This is a genomic window from Nostoc sp. C057 (assembly GCF_013393925.1).
Taxonomy (GTDB): domain Bacteria; phylum Cyanobacteriota; class Cyanobacteriia; order Cyanobacteriales; family Nostocaceae; genus Nostoc; species Nostoc muscorum_A.
Genome location: NZ_CP040288.1, coordinates 93,471 through 109,603, shown reverse-complemented (window position 1 = coordinate 109,603; position 16,133 = coordinate 93,471). Strand labels below are relative to the sequence as shown.

General features: G+C 43.8%; 12 protein-coding genes and 1 pseudogene. 8 read left to right on the top strand and 5 right to left on the bottom strand.

All coding sequences use genetic code 11. The features are described 5' to 3' along the window. Positions 1–20: 20 nt before the first annotated feature. The 5 genes and pseudogenes from FD724_RS35080 to FD724_RS35060 form a co-directional block, all read right to left on the bottom strand. Positions 21–224, bottom strand: a complete 204-nt coding sequence (locus tag FD724_RS35080) for a hypothetical protein (protein ID WP_179076286.1) — start codon at positions 222–224, stop codon at positions 21–23. Beyond that, a complete protein-coding gene (locus FD724_RS35075; RefSeq protein WP_179076285.1) occupies positions 217–543 on the bottom strand; it encodes a hypothetical protein in 327 nt (108 codons plus the stop codon). Before FD724_RS35075 ends, FD724_RS35080 begins: the two co-directional genes overlap by 8 nt. A 176-nt stretch (positions 544–719) precedes the next feature. Next, positions 720–1,244 (bottom strand): hypothetical protein, encoded by a 525-nt coding sequence (locus FD724_RS35070; protein ID WP_256874701.1) that lies wholly within the window; start codon positions 1,242–1,244, stop codon positions 720–722. 68 nt (positions 1,245–1,312) lie between these two features. Further along, a pseudogene (locus FD724_RS35065) lies at positions 1,313–2,533 on the bottom strand (ISAzo13 family transposase). A gap of 73 nt (positions 2,534–2,606) precedes the next feature. After that, a complete protein-coding gene (locus FD724_RS35060) occupies positions 2,607–2,924 on the bottom strand; it encodes a hypothetical protein (protein WP_256874700.1) in 318 nt (105 codons plus the stop codon). Between the two features lie 169 nt (positions 2,925–3,093). On the opposite strand from FD724_RS35060, the gene FD724_RS35055 reads away from it, so the two are divergent. The 8 genes from FD724_RS35055 to FD724_RS35020 all read left to right on the top strand — a co-directional run bounded on the left by FD724_RS35055 (position 3,094) and on the right by FD724_RS35020 (position 16,047). After that, the gene (locus FD724_RS35055) at positions 3,094–3,432 is read left to right on the top strand and encodes a helix-turn-helix transcriptional regulator (RefSeq protein WP_179076284.1); all 339 of its coding nucleotides are present in this window, start codon (positions 3,094–3,096) and stop codon (positions 3,430–3,432) included. 451 nt (positions 3,433–3,883) lie between these two features. Continuing rightward, a complete protein-coding gene (locus FD724_RS35050; RefSeq protein WP_179076283.1) occupies positions 3,884–5,416 on the top strand; it encodes an IS66 family transposase in 1,533 nt (510 codons plus the stop codon). Positions 5,417–5,748: 332 nt separating this feature from the next. Further along, positions 5,749–6,216 carry a hypothetical protein gene (locus tag FD724_RS35045; RefSeq protein WP_179071339.1) on the top strand — a complete coding sequence of 156 codons (468 nt, stop codon included), beginning with the start codon at positions 5,749–5,751 and terminating at the stop codon, positions 6,214–6,216. After that, positions 6,213–6,941, top strand: a complete 729-nt coding sequence (locus tag FD724_RS35040; RefSeq protein ID WP_179071338.1) for a transposase — start codon at positions 6,213–6,215, stop codon at positions 6,939–6,941. Before FD724_RS35045 ends, FD724_RS35040 begins: the two co-directional genes overlap by 4 nt. Before the next feature lie 85 nt (positions 6,942–7,026). Continuing rightward, positions 7,027–7,926 carry a hypothetical protein gene (locus FD724_RS35035; RefSeq protein ID WP_179076282.1) on the top strand — a complete coding sequence of 300 codons (900 nt, stop codon included), beginning with the start codon at positions 7,027–7,029 and terminating at the stop codon, positions 7,924–7,926. Beyond that, on the top strand, positions 7,910–8,071 hold the full coding sequence (locus FD724_RS35030) for a hypothetical protein (RefSeq protein WP_179076281.1): 162 nt from the start codon (positions 7,910–7,912) through the stop codon (positions 8,069–8,071). The genes FD724_RS35035 and FD724_RS35030 overlap by 17 nt, the downstream gene beginning before the upstream one ends. A 412-nt stretch (positions 8,072–8,483) precedes the next feature. Beyond that, positions 8,484–15,431: an AAA family ATPase gene (locus FD724_RS35025; protein ID WP_179076280.1), complete on the top strand. Its 6,948-nt coding sequence runs from the start codon at positions 8,484–8,486 to the stop codon at positions 15,429–15,431. Next, positions 15,418–16,047 carry a response regulator transcription factor gene (locus FD724_RS35020; protein ID WP_179076279.1) on the top strand — a complete coding sequence of 210 codons (630 nt, stop codon included), beginning with the start codon at positions 15,418–15,420 and terminating at the stop codon, positions 16,045–16,047. The genes FD724_RS35025 and FD724_RS35020 overlap by 14 nt, the downstream gene beginning before the upstream one ends. Positions 16,048–16,133: the final 86 nt, after the last annotated feature.

The window sequence follows — 16,133 nt, the reverse complement described above, 5'->3', positions numbered from 1 at the left end:
TCTCCTCTGGGATTAATAACCTAACAATCCTCAGCAATCTCCAACAAAAAACCGCGTCCCGTATTCTGTACTTGCACCAGTTCTCTATCCAGTAGTGTTTGAATTACTGAATCGGAGAATTGGAATTGCAGACGATGCAGAGGAACACAACCGCCGCAAAGCCGAATCGAACGCAGTAAATGATTTGCTCTACGGTCAAAGTCGTTGTTTGCTTCCTTAGCCATTGTTTGCACCTCTGGTTAATACGGTTAACTGTCGGTTGAGAATGCTTATTTGCTGTTGATAAAAGTCAATCTCTGCGGTTATTTGGTGGAATAATTCTTCTGGTGTAAGCGGTTGGATTTGATTCTCTTGCAAGTACGATATTTCGTCAGAGTTTTTATTAGGCATCAGCGCATAACGCCAGCCATCATCAAATTGTTCAGCCAACTCTGTACCCAAAGGATAGTAATAAAGTCCCAGGATGATGCCCTGTTGTGTACGCTGTTCCAAGTTAAAGCGAGGGTAGGGCCAGTGTTGAGGGATCGAGATTGTCGGTTTCATAGATGAATAGGTGAATGAAGGGAAAATGAGAGAAGAATTCAGGAGTCAGAATTCAGAAGTCAGAATTTCGGGAAGAGGTGGGAAAAAGAGGAGAAAGGAAGGCAGATTTTATTAACTTCTCCACCCTACTCTTTGTTTCTTTACTGACTCCTGACTCCTGGATTCTGACTTCTTAATTACGCTGTGACTAACTCCGTTCTCTCCAGCAGGCGTTGCAATTTATCGCCAGTTAGCTGTTCTAACGGCTGATCTAAAAAATATTCATCAAAAATGGATTTACTATCAGTAGATACGTCCACCATCGACAGCGATCGCACAGCATCAAGCACCGAGTTAGAATACTGCTGCTGGACTGAATAACGTCTCTTCACCCACCAGTTCCCGTTAGTGCATCCGACTTGCCCCAGTTTCACGCCGTTGTTGTTGTAAATGCCATCATCGAGAATTTCAAACCCATAATTCTGGCACTCGTTGAAGATATGCGCCATGATTTGGTTTTCAGTAGAAGAGGAAAGCATGGGGGCAGAGGTGCAGAGGGGCAGAGGAGAAAGTTGTTGTAGGTTTTTCCCCTCTGCGCCCCTGCTCCCCTGCACCTCTGCTTCTTCTTGCACAGGCAATGAGCCGTCTTTGTAGTGAGTGCAGATGAAGCGATCGCAACGCATTAGAGTGTTGGCACGAAATACTTCTTTACTGTTGACCATGACTACCCAGCGTTGCGTTAAGTGGTTGTCGTCATGGCTAAGGAGTCAGGAAAAAATAAGTTGAACAATTAGTTGATTGTTCTTGGTTTGATCTGATAGTTCCACTCACCATGAAAAGCGTGCCGTTCAATTGCAATTGCATTCAAATCTTCAGGGCTAACTTCAATACCAGTAGGATAAAGGTTTTCATCTAGCATGGCCTGAATTTCTAAGCCGTTATTTGTGGTGGTATGAGTGATGAGATTAATCACTACTTGTAGGCTAGTTAAAGGTTTGCCCCGCCAGTTGGTCGTAATGTGACAGAACATCCGATGTTCAATTTTGTTCCACTTGCTGGTACCAGGAGGAAAATGACTTACGTGAATGGTTAAACCAGTTTCATCAGCCAAATCTTGCAATCGCAATTTCCACAGTTTAGTACGATAGCCATTAGAGCCACCACAGTCGGCGGTGAGAAGTAGATGTTTACTATCTGGGTACAAAGGTTGACCCATCTTAAACCACCAGTGACGGATAGATTCAACGGCAAATTCAGATGTATCGTGGTCAATGCCAACACTCACCCAACCTTTATTCAACGTGAGGTCGTAAATCCCATAAGGAATCGCTTTTCCTAATTTTGGGTCAACGAAATCATGTATTCGTACTTCCACTGGTTGTTCAGATGGTTGCCATTCTTGTCCAGGATTTTTAAACTCACCAATGAGTTCCTTCTTTTTTGTATCCACTGAAATCGCTTATTGACCTAGGTTTTGGAATTGTTCAACCTGTTGATTTATGTACAAAAATTGAGCATCCCTGTCTTGATGTGACGAGCCAGCAAGGGTTTTGCGATTCGATTGTAAACTATACCCTAACCAATTTAACAAGGTATGCACTGTCCGTGAACTAACTTTGTGCCCCATTCGTTGCAATTCACTTGCCAATTTCGCTCCACTTTTGCTCGTCCAACGTAAAGGTGACTCTGGATCTCCTAATGTTGTTGGTTCTACTAAAGATTGCAAGTCTTTTACTAGGGTTAAGTCAATCTCTTCTATTAGTTTTCTTCCCCCACCAGGGCAGCGAATTTGCTCTCGATTGGCTGATTGATTTTGATTGTCTAGTTCCTTTAGCCCTACATAAATTGTCGTGCGCGATAGCCCAGTGGCAAGAGATACTTGGCTCACGCCGCCTCTTCCCAGGATTTGAGCTTCTATTGCTGCCCAAATGCGACGGGTTTTCTCATTCAGATATGGAGAAAAATATTCATACTTTGTTTTGATTGCTTCAACTATTTCTGCTTTTGACATGGGTTGCTATGCCTGCCCGTTCCCATGCTTTGATCATAGGCCTATCTTCAAAAAACGTTCAACTTATTTTTTCTTAAATCCTAATGATGGCTATGAGTTGATTACCAGCGTAATATTCGTGATGGTCAAACGAGATTTCGACTATTGTGAGGAGTTCAGGAGCTATGGCTTGGGCTTGGTCGGCGATGTAGTTGTTGAGTTCGGCTTGGGCTGTTGCTTGGTTGTCAACCTTTTGAAGCTTAGTGGATTGGTGGGCGATGATTGCGTTTACCCAAGTCTCAGCCGCTCTTTTGTCGCCAGTGGGTGTAACGCCGAGTTCGGCAGCGATTCTTTTGAGGCGCGGGACGGTGTAACGGCAAAGGGCTTGCTGTGTGTATTTCGGATATGTCATGATATAGATTCCTGTAAAGGTTCAAAAGGCGATTGCTTCCAAAGTTTCCTAGGCTGTGGGCATCGCCTTTTGTTATGTCTCCATATTCGCATTTTTAAGTAATAGTGTCAATATGCGTATTCGCATTTTTAGGGTATAGTATCTATTATGAGAATATGGAGGTATGGCAGTGCAAAATCGAATCAAAAAATTTATCGAAGAGAAAGGCATCAGCCGATATAAGTTCTGGCAAGACACTAAGCTTGGCAGAGATACTGCTTATCGCCTATGCAATGACCCCAACTACATACCTACAGGCAGTGTATTAGATAAAATCTGCACTACTTATAGAGTTCAGCCGGGAGAATTTCTCCTTTGGCTTCCTGACGACGAACCATCCTTTGAAGCGATGGCGGACAGCCCAATATTTGAAACTGAGGAAGTGCGGGACATTAATAAACACTCTCGCAACCAATCAACAGATCAGGTTGGTAGAGTCGTGTTGCCATTTGAAAGGAAGTCAGCATGAGCGTGTTATCTCAAAAGCCTTTACAGCTTTTGATGATTAATTCTGTCACGGTCAATTTTTGTGTTTATCCCCATGTATTCTTCACGAAGTGATGTTTGGTATGGGCACAGCCTTGGGGAACTACCTACCACGGTTAGGGACTTGCGTAAAAATAAAGTACCAGTAAACCGAGTTTCGACTGCGCTCAACTCTCGATGGCTGAGGGTTGAGCGCAGTCGAAACCCGTCTAGTTGGGATACTATTAACCCGCAGATCCCTAAGACACTTTAGTGCTTGAATATTTGAGGACTAAAGTCCTCACTACAAACGTATTTACCACTCATAACTAATGCGATAGACCCTAGGTTTTTAAGACTTGTGTATACACTCTAGTCTTCTAAAAACGTAACCGTTCACAGGATCTAAAACGCTACAGTCAAAAATAAGTTACTGAGGTGGTAGATTAAGAGGCATGGATGAAAACTGCCTCGCTTACGGAATTGAGATTTCCGAGTCAGATTGGGAAAAAACTCCAGCCAGGGTCAAAGAACTGGTGGAGAAAATGGGGCAGCACATAAAAGAATCAGAAAAAAGACTTGCAGATTTAGAAATTAAGCAGCAGGAACTTTTAGAAAAAATCAATCGAACATCAAAAAACTCCAGCGTTCCCCCATCGTCAGATCCACTCAATGCCGAGAAAGCAAGAGAAAAAAATAAAAGTGGTAAAAAGCGAGGGGGACAACCAGGACACAAGGGTCATAGTCGCTTTTTGTACGATGTGTCCGAATGTTCAAGTGTTTTAGAACACCACCCAAAGACCTGTAGCTGTTGCGGAGAAATATTATTGGGAGAAGATGCCGACCCTTACCGCCACCAGATCGTAGAAATTCCCCCGATTAATCCCATCATCGTAGAACATCGCCTACATCAACTGGTATGCCAGCAGTGTGGAACTTTAACTCGTGCAAAATTACCACAAGAGGTACATCCAAGTGGTTATGGTGTCAGAGTAGTAGCTCTTGTAACCGTGTTGAGCGGACTGTATCGCCACAGTCAAAGAATGGTACAGAGTGCAATGCAAGATATATTTGGCATTTCCATGTCTTTGGGTACAGTCAACAACTTTAGACTTGAAGCCTCTTTAGCAGTCGAAAGTGCAGTTGAAGAAGCAAAAATCTACGTCCAGAACTCCCTAATAGTTGGGGCGGATGAAACGAGTTTTGCTCAGGGGAACGTTGATGGATGCAATGAGAAAAAAAGTCTTGCTTGGCTCTGGGTAGCGGTTACACCATTAGTGACTTATTTTCAGATTACACTTTCACGTTGCTCGGATGCAGCACGTAATCTCCTGGGTGAGAATTTTAGCGGTATTTTAAATTCAGATCGATATGCAGCGTACAACTGGGTTGGTTTAGAGCAACGCCAATTGTGCTGGGCGCACTTGAAACGAGAATTTATCAAAATATCCGAGCGTCCCGGAGCTTCCCGCGAAATCGGAAATGCTCTGCTCAAGCAACAAGAAAAATTATTTGAACTGTGGCATCGAGTCAGAGATGGAACTTTAAAGCATTGCGAGTTTCAACTTTTAGTGTCGGAAATTCGCCACTCATTCAAATCCTCTTTACAAGAGGCTGCCGATTGTGAGATTGGTTCGTTAGAAAAGACTCCACTGGCTAAAACCGTTCGCACTTGCCGCCAAATACTGAAATTTGAGCCTGCTTTATGGTTATTTGTGACGGTTGATGGAGTTGAACCAACCAATAATGCTGCTGAAAGGGCAATTCGTCCTGCCGTAATCTGGAGACGTACCAGTTTTGGTTCTCAAACCCAGGCTGGTAGTCATTTTGTGCAAAGGATGTTGACTGTTGTGACTACTCTCAAGTCTCAGCGTCGAAATGTCTTGGAATTTTTGACTCAAGCCATTAGTGCTAAACGCCAGGGTCAACCAACTCCTTCTTTACTTCCACAAGTTCCTGCTGCTGGTGCTGTCAAAAATGCTGCTTAACATCCACGAATTTATACAGTTTTATTTCCCAATTTGAATCAGTCTACTGTCTGCTTCTTTTGACCTCCAACTCTTTGATGTCAATGGGTTTTACTTTCTTGTAATTTGCGATCACCCTGTGGTCGATTACCTAAAAACTGGGGGATAACTCTACAAAAATTGTCTGTACACCTAAGTTGACAAGGAGAGATATGGTATTTTGGGCTGGAGGTTAGGTATATATTGGACTAAGGGGCTTGCAAGAAAATAAAATACCAGTCATTCTAGAAGAATAGGAGGCGCGGATCTGCCCGCGTTTGCTCTGAATTTTTAGAATTGGAATCACAGGGTTCATGCTTACCGACACCATAAAATCTACCTTCAAAGATGCAGCCAAGAAACTAACTGGCAGCTGTAAAAGAGACTTCATGGCAAAAGTTACTGAAGATTACTTCGATAGTTCAGCACGCATTGCAGAAACAGTTTTAGGATGGAATCGCTCCTGTGTACAACTTGGCTTGCATGAACGGCGGACAGGGATAGTCTGTGTGGATAACTATCATGCAAGGGGACGACATAATAGTGTTGAGATTCTGCCCAATTTAGAAGCAGATATTTGTTCTTTGGTAGATGCTCAAGCCCAAGCTCCAAAATTTCAATCGACCTTTCTATATGCTCGTATCAGTGCCAGAGCGGTACGAGAAGCATTAATCAGTGAAATAGGTTATGACCACAGTCAATTGCCGTCTCGTCAAACTCTGGGGAAGATTCTTAATAGCTTGGGGTATCGCCTAAAAAAACACAAAAAACAAAGCCCTTGAAAAAGATTCCGCAAACAGATGCCATTTTCGACAATGTGTTTCAGGAAAATCAGGCATCGGATGAGAATCCCAAATCGTTGCGAGTCTCTATCGATACTAAAGCCAAGGTGAAGATTGGCAATCTTTCCAGAGGTGGTAAAGCTCGGACACTGGAAGCAAAAGCTGCGGATGACCACGATACACAGTGGGAGGCAGTCTTAGTTCCTTTTGGCATTCTCAACACACACAGTGAAAAGCTTACGATTTACTTAGGTCAGTCGGCTGAAACCAGTGATTTTATTGTCGATTGTTTAACTGCTTGGTGGTATGAGAATCAACACGATTACCAAGATTATGATGAATGGGTGATTGACCTTGATGGTGGTGCAGCAACTCGCAGTAACCGCACACAGTTTATCAAACGTATGGTTGAACTGTCTCAAGCAATTAATTTAAGAATCCGACTGATTTACTATCCTCCGTACCATAGCAAGTACAATCCCATAGAGAGGTGTTGGGCAGCCCTAGAGAACTATTGGAATGGCGCAATTCTGGATTCGATTGAAGTTGCCATCAAGTGGGCTTCCAATATGACTTGGAAAGGGATTGCACCCATTGTTCACCGTGTTGAAGCAACCTATGAAAAAGGAATCAAGGTTCTCTCACAAGAGTTAGAACACTACCAAACCTTCTGGCAACCTTCCGAAACTCTACCTAAATGGGATATCACAATTTTCCCCGTTTAATTGGTATCTTATTTTCTTGCAAATCCCTTAGAATCATCTGCCATTGGTTCAAAGCAAATACCATTGAGCCAAAAGAGATGGAATAATGGCTAAACCACCTTCTAATCGCAAAAAAGCCACCTCTGCTTCATCCAGTGATGACACGCCACCAGATAACCAAGACCTTGAAGAAAACCCAGCTACAGCAACAATTACGGTTACGGCTGTTGAAGTAACAGAGTTGACCCAGGAAGAGCAAAGCGATCGCCTGCACTTGGAGAGGAAAGTGGAGCGGGCGTTTTTTGAAGCAGGGAAGGCGCTGGCGCAATTACGCGATCGCAGGCTGTACCGTTCGACGCACAAAACATTTGAGGAATATTGCCGGGAGAGATTTGGCCATAGCCGTCGCCAGTCCTATCTTTTAATGGATGCGGCTGTTGTTTTTGATAACTTGGTTGAAATTTGTGATCAATTTGATCACAAATTGCCGACAGCAGAGGGGCAAGTTCGACCAATGACCAAACTTGAACTCCAGGAACAGCACGAGGCGTGGCTAAAAGCAGTAGAACTTGCTGGTGGGAAAGTGCCTACTGGTAGAATCGTCAAAGATGTTGTGCAGCGCATCATGGAAAGGACAAAAGTACCCAATACCTACCAAATTGGCGAAGTGTGCCAAATCCTTGCCAAGGATAATCCCGAACTTAAGGGCAAGGGTGGCTGCTGGGGGATTGTCAGCCAAGTAAATGAGTTCAGTTGCACTGTCAAAACCTGGAATGGTAAGTACACCGTCGGTTTGCAGCACCTGAAATCTTACAACTACCTGCCTGCCGAGTGTCAGCAGATGCAGGTGATTTGCGATCGCATCAGTCGGGTGTATTCAAGTGTGCTGGAGGAGACAGTCAAAAGTCTGTTGCAGTCTTTGGGGAAGGTAAATCGGCCTTATCTTACTGCTGTGGAAGAGAAATTATTGACGCTTCTGGAGTCGGAGTATGGGGGAATATCCTGAACAATTTCGGCAATTTGGCATCCAATGTCTTTGGGTTGCAGTTTCAATGGAGTTAGCAACACAATGGGACAGCGAAGAAGTTGTACGAGGGATAGGGCAAAACTTTCTGCTTCTGGTTTCCCATACTACGCCAGTTGTCAAATGAGTGCTGTAGAATGGCTCTACATAATTGATACAGCGCTCAACAGAGTTCAGTTAATGCTCTACAACTGGCTAGAAATGAACAAAACCAAATAGGATTTCAGAAGATGTAGATAGCTGGCATTGGTCTAAAAGCGATTGCTTGCTTACAAACACATTAGTTGAGTATACTCGGGCACGCTAGAGGAATCAATGCAGAACTTTTTAGAGCCGATGGGTAAGCTAAATCGACCTTATTTAAACGCTTTGGCAGAAAAAGTGTTGAATGTTTTAAAGTCAGAAATTAAAGTTTAGTTATCAATCTCTTATTTCATCAAACTTATTCTCGATGGGAGCAAACAGCAAGTAATTATTCTCAGAATAAGAATTGCTGTATAGTTTGAGTTATGCCAGATTATACCCTCAAGAGTTGCTCTATGATTGCTCTACCTGGTATTGCTATCCAAAATAAGATATACGAAAGTTCTAATTCTTTAGTTTATCGGGGCATCAGAGACGACGGAGTAGGGATCGTCCTGAAAATGCTAAAGCTTGATTATCCCTCACCTCAAGAACTGACTCGCTACAGACAGGAATATAAAATTATCCGTTCCCTCACAGTGGAAGGAGTAGTGAAGGCATACAGCCAGCAAGACTATCAACGCACTCTGGTAATTCTATTAGAAGATTTTGGGGCAGAGTCCTTAGAGCAATGGATGCACAAGCGTCCAGATATATTCTGCCCCATGCCTTTATCCACATTTCTCGGTGTTGCGATCGCCCTGACAGATATTCTAGGCAGAATCCATGCAGCCAATATCATTCATAAAGATATCAACCCTGGAAACATAGTCCTCAATCTCGATACTGGCGTTGTCAAAATTATTGACTTTGGAATTGCTACTGAATTTAACCGCACGAATCCAACTTTCAAAAGTCCTCATGTTTTAGAAGGGACACTGGCATACCTATCTCCAGAGCAAACTGGGCGGATGAATCGTTTACTCGATTACCGCACCGATTTTTACTCCCTTGGTGTGACATTTTATGAACTGCTAACTGGATATCTGCCGTTTCCCACCACAGATATCCTGGAACTAGTTCATTGTCATATAGCTAAACAGCCTGTTCCGCCTGATGAAATAAATACAACGATTCCCAAACCAGTTTCAGATATCATTCTCAAACTGATGGCGAAAAATGCTGAAAATCGCTATCAGAGTGCTTGGGGAATCAAAGCGGATTTAGAAATTTGTGCTGAACAATTAGCACAAATCGGTCAAATCTCTAGCATTCAACTGGCGCTTAAAGACGCTTCGGGTCAGTTTCAAATTCCCCAAAAACTGTATGGACGGGACAAGGAAGTTGCAATGTTACTGGCGGCGTTTGATCGCATAGCGTATCCGTTGGCGCAGCCTCCCGCAGGGAAGGACAATCGCGTAGCGTGTCCAGAGTCAAATCGCGTTGCTTCTTTACAAAACAATTCAGAAACAACTTCACAAAGCGAACAAAGAGGCAAACCAAAATTCCAAGTCGAAATGATGTTGGTATCTGGCTATGCTGGCATTGGTAAATCTGCGTTAGTGCAGGAAATCTATAAACCAATTACCCAAAAGCGCGGCTATTTTATCTCTGGTAAATTTGATCAATTCCAGCGCAATATTCCTTACAGTGCGATCGCAGATGCCCTGCAAAAATTGGTACAGCAATTGCTCAGTGAACCAGACGAGCATCTGCAACAGTGGCGATCGCGTCTGCTTGCAGTTTTAGGAAACAACGGACAAATCATTATTGATGTGATCCCCGAAGTTGAGTTAATTATTGGCAAACAGCCACCTGCACCGGAAGTTGGCGCAACTGAAGCTCAAAATCGCTTCAATCGGATTTTTCAATCGTTTGTGCGGGTGTTTTGTTCCAAGTCACATCCCCTAGTTATTTTTCTAGATGATTTGCAGTGGATAGACTCAGGAACGCTGAAGTTAATTGAGTTGATGCTGCTAGATGAGCAAATCCAATCCCTATTTTTAATTGGAGCATATCGAAATAATGAAGTAAATTCAACGCATCCACTGGTATTAATGCAAGAAAAACTGCGAAAAAAAGGAGTAGTTTTTCAAGAAATTATACTGACACCCTTAACGATCTTGCCGTTGAATCAGTTGATTGCCGAGACACTACATCACAATACTGACACCGTTCTTTCCTTAGCTCAGTTGGTGTTGCGTAAAACCGAGGGTAATCCTTTCTTTGTCAATGAATTTTTGAGGACGCTGTATAGCGAAAATCTGTTGACCTTTGACCCCTTTAGTAAGGGGGAACAGAAGGAGGTAGGAGGCTGGCAGTGGAACATTGCTCAGATTCAAGCTCAAAATATCACTGATAATGTTGTGGAGTTGATGCTTCACAAGTTGAAGAAACTGCCAGAGAATACACAGCAAATTCTTCGGTTAGCTGCTTGCATTGGCGCTGAATTTAATTTAAATACGTTAGTGATCGTGTGTGAGAAATCGCCCAAAATGGTTTTTCAGGATTTACTACCAGTGGTACAAGGAGGATTCATTCAACCCCTGTCTGAATTAGATGAGGACTTGTTAGTTCAAGAGTATAAGTTCTTGCATGACCGAGTACAGCAAGCCGCCTATGCTTTGATTCCTGAGGATCGAAAGCAAGTAACGCACTACTCTATTGGACGACTAATGCTTGGCAAGCTCTCTGAGGTCGAACAAAGTGAGATGCTTTTTGATATTGTCAACCACATCAACTTTGGTCAATCCCTTCTGACACAGAAAGATGAAAAAGAGAAAATAGCACGACTCAACTTGGCTGCCGCTCAAAAAGCCATATCCTCTACAGCCTATGAAGCCGCGATTCGGTATCTTGAGACTGGCATTGGCTTGCTCAAGGCAGAGGCTTGGATAAGTCAGTACGACTTGATATTCAACCTGTATCGTACTCTCTGTGCAGCACAATTGAGTAATGCTAGCTATGAGCAATTAAGCGCCACAACCAAGGTTGCTTTAGAGCACATTTCTTCTGCCGTTGATCGCGCAGATATTCGTGTTTTTCAAATCACTCAATATACCCTACAAGGCGAATGTGAGGAAGCAGTTCAAACAGGTCTTATCGGATTGCATGAGCTTGGGATTGAGATTAAGGGCAAAAATTTGACAGAACTAGTCCGTGAAGAGTTTGCAGCTGTTGCCAAAAGCTTAGAAAATCGCTCAATTTCCTCACTTTTAACTTTACCAACGGTGAGCGATCCGGTCATTCAAGCAATGATTAAATTGATCGTTGTAGATATATCAGCCTACATTACGGCTAATATTGAACTTTACTGCTTTATCAGTTTAAGAGTAGTTCGTCTTTCCATTGAACATGGAAATATTGCTGAGTCTATTAAGGCTTATGCAAACTATGGTCTTCTTTTAAGCTTGATGGAAGGGCAATACCAACAAGGCTATGATTTTGCAGATTTAGCTGTGCAGCTTAGCTACAAGCTAAACAGTAAATCTCAGCAGTGTAAGGCTGAGATGTTGTTTGGAGGCTTTATTCAAGTTTGGTCAAAACCTATAGCAGGAGCGGCCGAGATCAATTATAAAGGTTTTCTGGCAAGCATAGAGTCGGGAAATGTTCAATTTGCAGCCTATAACGTGGTCGGTAACATTTTTAATCGCTTATTTCAAGGCGAAAATTTAACAACCGTTGCAGAAGACAACGAAAAATATCAGTTGGTGGCGGAGCAGATTCAGGACGAGCTTTCCAAGGTGGCACTGGCTGGAGCTAAATTTTTTATCGCAAAACTTGCTTTAGGGCAAGCAGCACAGGAACACGATCGATTGCTCAGGGAGACAGAAAAAATAGTTCATCAGGGTGAAACCTCACAAATACGGTTTTCAATTTGTCTTTATTACATCCTCAGAATGCATCTTTCCTGTTTAACAGCAGATTTTGAGCAAGGCTGCCATTATTTCGTTGAAGCGGGAAAGATCCTAAATTCTATCGTAGGATTTACAACCTATAGTAGTTATTTATATTATGGTTCTCTGATTCTACTCAACCTGTATTCCGGTCTATCTCAAGCAGAACAAAATAATGCTTTGGAACAGATTCGATCACATCAGGAGCGCTTGAAAGCATGGTCTGATAGCTGTCCAGAAAACTTTTTACACAAGTTTCATCTCGTTGAGGCAGAGAAAGCGCGAGTCTTGGGTCAATTTTTTGAAGCAGAAAACTTATATGAACAAGCCATTCAAGGAGCCAAGGACAACGAGTATCTTCAAGAAGAAGCATTAGCCTATGAATTAGCCGCCAAACATTACTTAGCTCGTGGTAGAGAAAAGTTTGCCCAAACTTACATGAAGGAAGCGAACTATTGCTATGAACGATGGGGAGCAATGGCAAAGGTTAAAGATTTAGAAACTCGTTATCCTCAACTATGTCCTAAGTCCTCCAACGTAGTTTCTACACCAGTTCGCACCACGACCGGAACCATCTCAAGTGCCTCACATACTGCTCTCGATTTAGCGACAGTGATGAAAGCAGTTCAAGCAATTTCGAGTGAAATTGAATTGGAGCGGTTGCTCAGTTCTCTAATGCAGATTCTAATTGAAAATGCTGGGGCACAAACTGGATGCCTGCTTTTGGAAAACTTAGGAGAATGGACGATCGAAGCGGCTTGTAAACTCAATGAAACTGCGAAAGTCTATGCAGCGCAAGTACTGCGGTCAACTCCAATTGCAAATCACTTACCCGAATCCATTATTCAATATGTGGTTCGGACTCATGAATCTGTCATCCTCAATGATGCAACTCGCGAAGGTAATTTTATTAATGAGCCATACATTCAGCATAACCAAACGAGATCGCTTCTTTGTTTACCGTTGCTAAATCAAAGTAAACTCGTCGGCGTATTGTATCTAGAAAACCAACTAGCAACTGGGGCATTTACAGCAGAGCGATCGCAAGTCTTAAATCTGCTATCCACTCAGGCAGCGATCGCAATTGAGAATGCCAAGCTCTACTCAAAGCTCCGCGCTAATGAAAGCCAGATGGCTCAATTTTTAGAAGCGGTTCCGGTGGGAATTGGAATAGTGGATGCGACTGGTCGCCCTTACTACGCCAATCAACGGGGCATCCAGCTAATGGGCACAGGGATTGATCCTGCCGTGCCACCAGAGCAAATCGCAGAGGTTTATCAATTCTATCAGGCGGGAACGGATCAAATCTATCCTACTGAGAAACTGCCAGTTATCCGGGCATTGAGTGGCGAACGCACCACTATTGACGATTTAGAAATTCGCCGAAATAACACCACCATTCCCATTGAGGTATGGGGAACTCCAGTTTTTGACGAACAGGGCAATGTGGCTTATGCGATCGCAGCCTTTGAAGATATAACGGAACGTAAAAAAGCAGAAAATCTTTTAGCGAATTACAACCGCACCTTAGAACAACAGGTAGCCCAACGAACAGCCGCGTTACAGCAAAGCGAAGCAGAACTGCGCGGTCGAGAACAAGAATTACGGCTGATCACCGACGCTCTACCGGCTCTGATCAGCTATGTGGATGCCAATCGATGCTATCAATTTATCAACCGTACCCATGAGGTTTGGTTTAGCCGTAACCGTGATGAGATTCTGGGCAAATCTGTTTATGAACTTTTAGGTGAGACGGTTTATCAACGGTTTGAGCCGTCTATTAATCAGGTGTTTGCAGGGCAAACTGTAACCCTGGAAGCAGAAATTCCTTCTTCCCTTGGTAGACACTGCATCAGTGCGACCTTGATCCCTGATTTCGATGACAATGCTCAAGTGAGAGGCTTCTACAGCCTCATGACAGATATTAGCGAACGCAAACAAGCAGAAGAAGTGTTGCGTCAGTCCGAGGCTCAATTTCGGGAACAGGCAATCCTCTCCGATTTTCGCGCCGATGTGGATAGTGCCTTGGCTCAAAGTGCTAGTTTGCCCTTGATACTTCATCGCTGTGCCCAAGCCGTTGTTAAGCACTTTAATGCGGCATTTGCTCGGATTTGGACGCTAAATAAAGACAATAATGTTTTGGAGTTACAAGCCAGTGTGGGGATGTATACCCGTCTTGACGGTGAATACAGTCGAATTCCTGTAGGTAGCCTCAAGGTTGGACGAATTGCTCAGGAACGCTGTCCTCTGTTGACTAACAATGTGTTTGATGAATCATCCATTGATAAAGAATGGGCAAAACGAGAAGGCATGGTGGCATTTGCGGGCTATCCAATACTGCTGGATGAGCAACTTGTTGGAGTTATAGCGATGTTTACTCGACATCCCATTCCGTCGTCCAACTTTGAGGCGTTGGAGTTTTCAGCCCGTGAGATTGCATTAGGAATTAGACGCAAACAGGCAGAAGAAGCGTTGCAAGCCTCCGAAGCAGAACTTCGGGCGCTCTTTTGTGCAATGCCCGATCCGCTCTTGGTAGTAAATGCAGAAGGGCGGATTTTGAGAGCAAGCCTGATCGAGTCAGAGAAATTATCTAACCCGATTGACGAACAGGTGGGTCGAACATTTTCCGAAATTTTTGAGCGATCGCAAGCCGATACATTTCTTGGCTGTATTCGGCAAGCATTAAGCACTCAGCAGCCCCTAACGGTTGAGTATAGCTCGATCGTGGGAGGGTGGAAAACCTGGTTTGCAACTCGCATCTCGCCCATTTCAGAACATTCTGTCATTTGGCTAACAAGAGATATCACCGATCGCAAACGAGCCGAAGAAGCCTCCATTCTAGAAGAGCGCAATCAGATGGCACGGGAAATTCACGACACTTTAGCCCAAGCGTTTACAGGTATTATCATTCATGCTCGCTCTGCCTCCAATAAGGTAACGGCAGACCCAGAAAAAGCGCAAACTCTCCTCACTCAGATCCTCGACTTAGCCCGTTCTGGGCTTGCGGAGGCACGTCGTTCAGTAGAGGCACTACACCGCCCATACCTTTTAGAGAGCAGTAACTTACAGGATGCCTTAAGCCGTCTTGCTGCTGAATTAAACTCCTCGATCATAACCCAAATCGTCTACGAAGTCATGGGTACACCCTATCCCCTATCCTCCGATCTGGAAAATAATCTGTTTCGGATTGGGCAGGAAGCTTTGACAAATGCAATCAAACATGCTGAAGCACGTGAGATCCACATTGAACTGATCTATGAACCGACCCAATGCAGCTTGCGAATTAAAGACGATGGGCAGGGATTTAATGTAAAAAACCAGGCGATGCGGAATGGCTTTGGTCTACTGGGGATGGCAGAACGGGCTGAACGCATTAGAGCTGAATTAAAGATTCAAAGTGACTTAGAGCAAGGGACAGAAATCGTGGTATCCATTAATCGGGGATTAAGTCAGTATGAATCAGCCTAGTAGCATTCGCGTTCTGGTTGTGGACGATCATCCTGTTGTCCGCCAGGGTTTGATCGGAATGTTAGAGGAGGCTCCAGATATTGTCATTGTTGGTCAGGGGCGAAATGGGCATGAGGCGATCGCAGTTTTTCAGCAACAGCAACCTGATGTGACTTTGATGGATTTACGGATGCCCGATATGGGAGGTGTTCAGGCGATTACGGTTATTTGCAATGAGTTTCCCAATGCCCGAATTATTGTGCTGACCACGTATGACACCGATGAAGAGATTTATCGAGGATTGCGAGCCGGGGCAAAGGGGTATTTACTCAAGGACTCTGAGCCAGAGGAACTATTGACAGCAATTCGGACAGTGACCAGGGGACAACAGTATATTCCCCTCAACGTGGCTGCCAAGCTAGTCCAACGGATGACTGCTCCAGAACTGAGCGATCGTGAGTTAGAAGTTCTCCAGTTAGTCGGACAGGGCATGAGCAACCAAGAAATTAGCACTGCTCTCAATATTAGTGAAAGTACAGTGAAGACTCATATCAACCGAATTTTAAGCAAGCTAGATGTCAAAGATCGCACCCAGGCAGCCATTATTGCATTAAAACGCGGAATTGCTAGCTTGTAAAAGCAAAGATGGTACTTCTGCCTGGGTTAATTATCATATTTTAGTCTCTGAGGCAATCGAACCTGAGTTTGATTCATTCTACTCCC

Bases quoted from the DNA above. Each gene is read 5' to 3' on its own strand.
- FD724_RS35035 (WP_179076282.1), top strand. From the start codon at position 7,027: ATGGCTAAACCACCTTCTAATCGCAAAAAAGCCACCTCTGCTTCATCC.
- FD724_RS35060 (WP_256874700.1), bottom strand. From the start codon at position 2,924: ATGACATATCCGAAATACACACAGCAAGCCCTTTGCCGTTACACCGTC.
- FD724_RS35025 (WP_179076280.1), top strand. From the start codon at position 8,484: ATGATTGCTCTACCTGGTATTGCTATCCAAAATAAGATATACGAAAGT.
- FD724_RS35050 (WP_179076283.1), top strand. From the start codon at position 3,884: ATGGATGAAAACTGCCTCGCTTACGGAATTGAGATTTCCGAGTCAGAT.
- FD724_RS35080 (WP_179076286.1), bottom strand. From the start codon at position 224: ATGGCTAAGGAAGCAAACAACGACTTTGACCGTAGAGCAAATCATTTA.
- FD724_RS35070 (WP_256874701.1), bottom strand. From the start codon at position 1,244: ATGGTCAACAGTAAAGAAGTATTTCGTGCCAACACTCTAATGCGTTGC.
- FD724_RS35020 (WP_179076279.1), top strand. From the start codon at position 15,418: ATGAATCAGCCTAGTAGCATTCGCGTTCTGGTTGTGGACGATCATCCT.
- FD724_RS35045 (WP_179071339.1), top strand. From the start codon at position 5,749: ATGCTTACCGACACCATAAAATCTACCTTCAAAGATGCAGCCAAGAAA.
- FD724_RS35075 (WP_179076285.1), bottom strand. From the start codon at position 543: ATGAAACCGACAATCTCGATCCCTCAACACTGGCCCTACCCTCGCTTT.
- FD724_RS35030 (WP_179076281.1), top strand. From the start codon at position 7,910: ATGGGGGAATATCCTGAACAATTTCGGCAATTTGGCATCCAATGTCTT.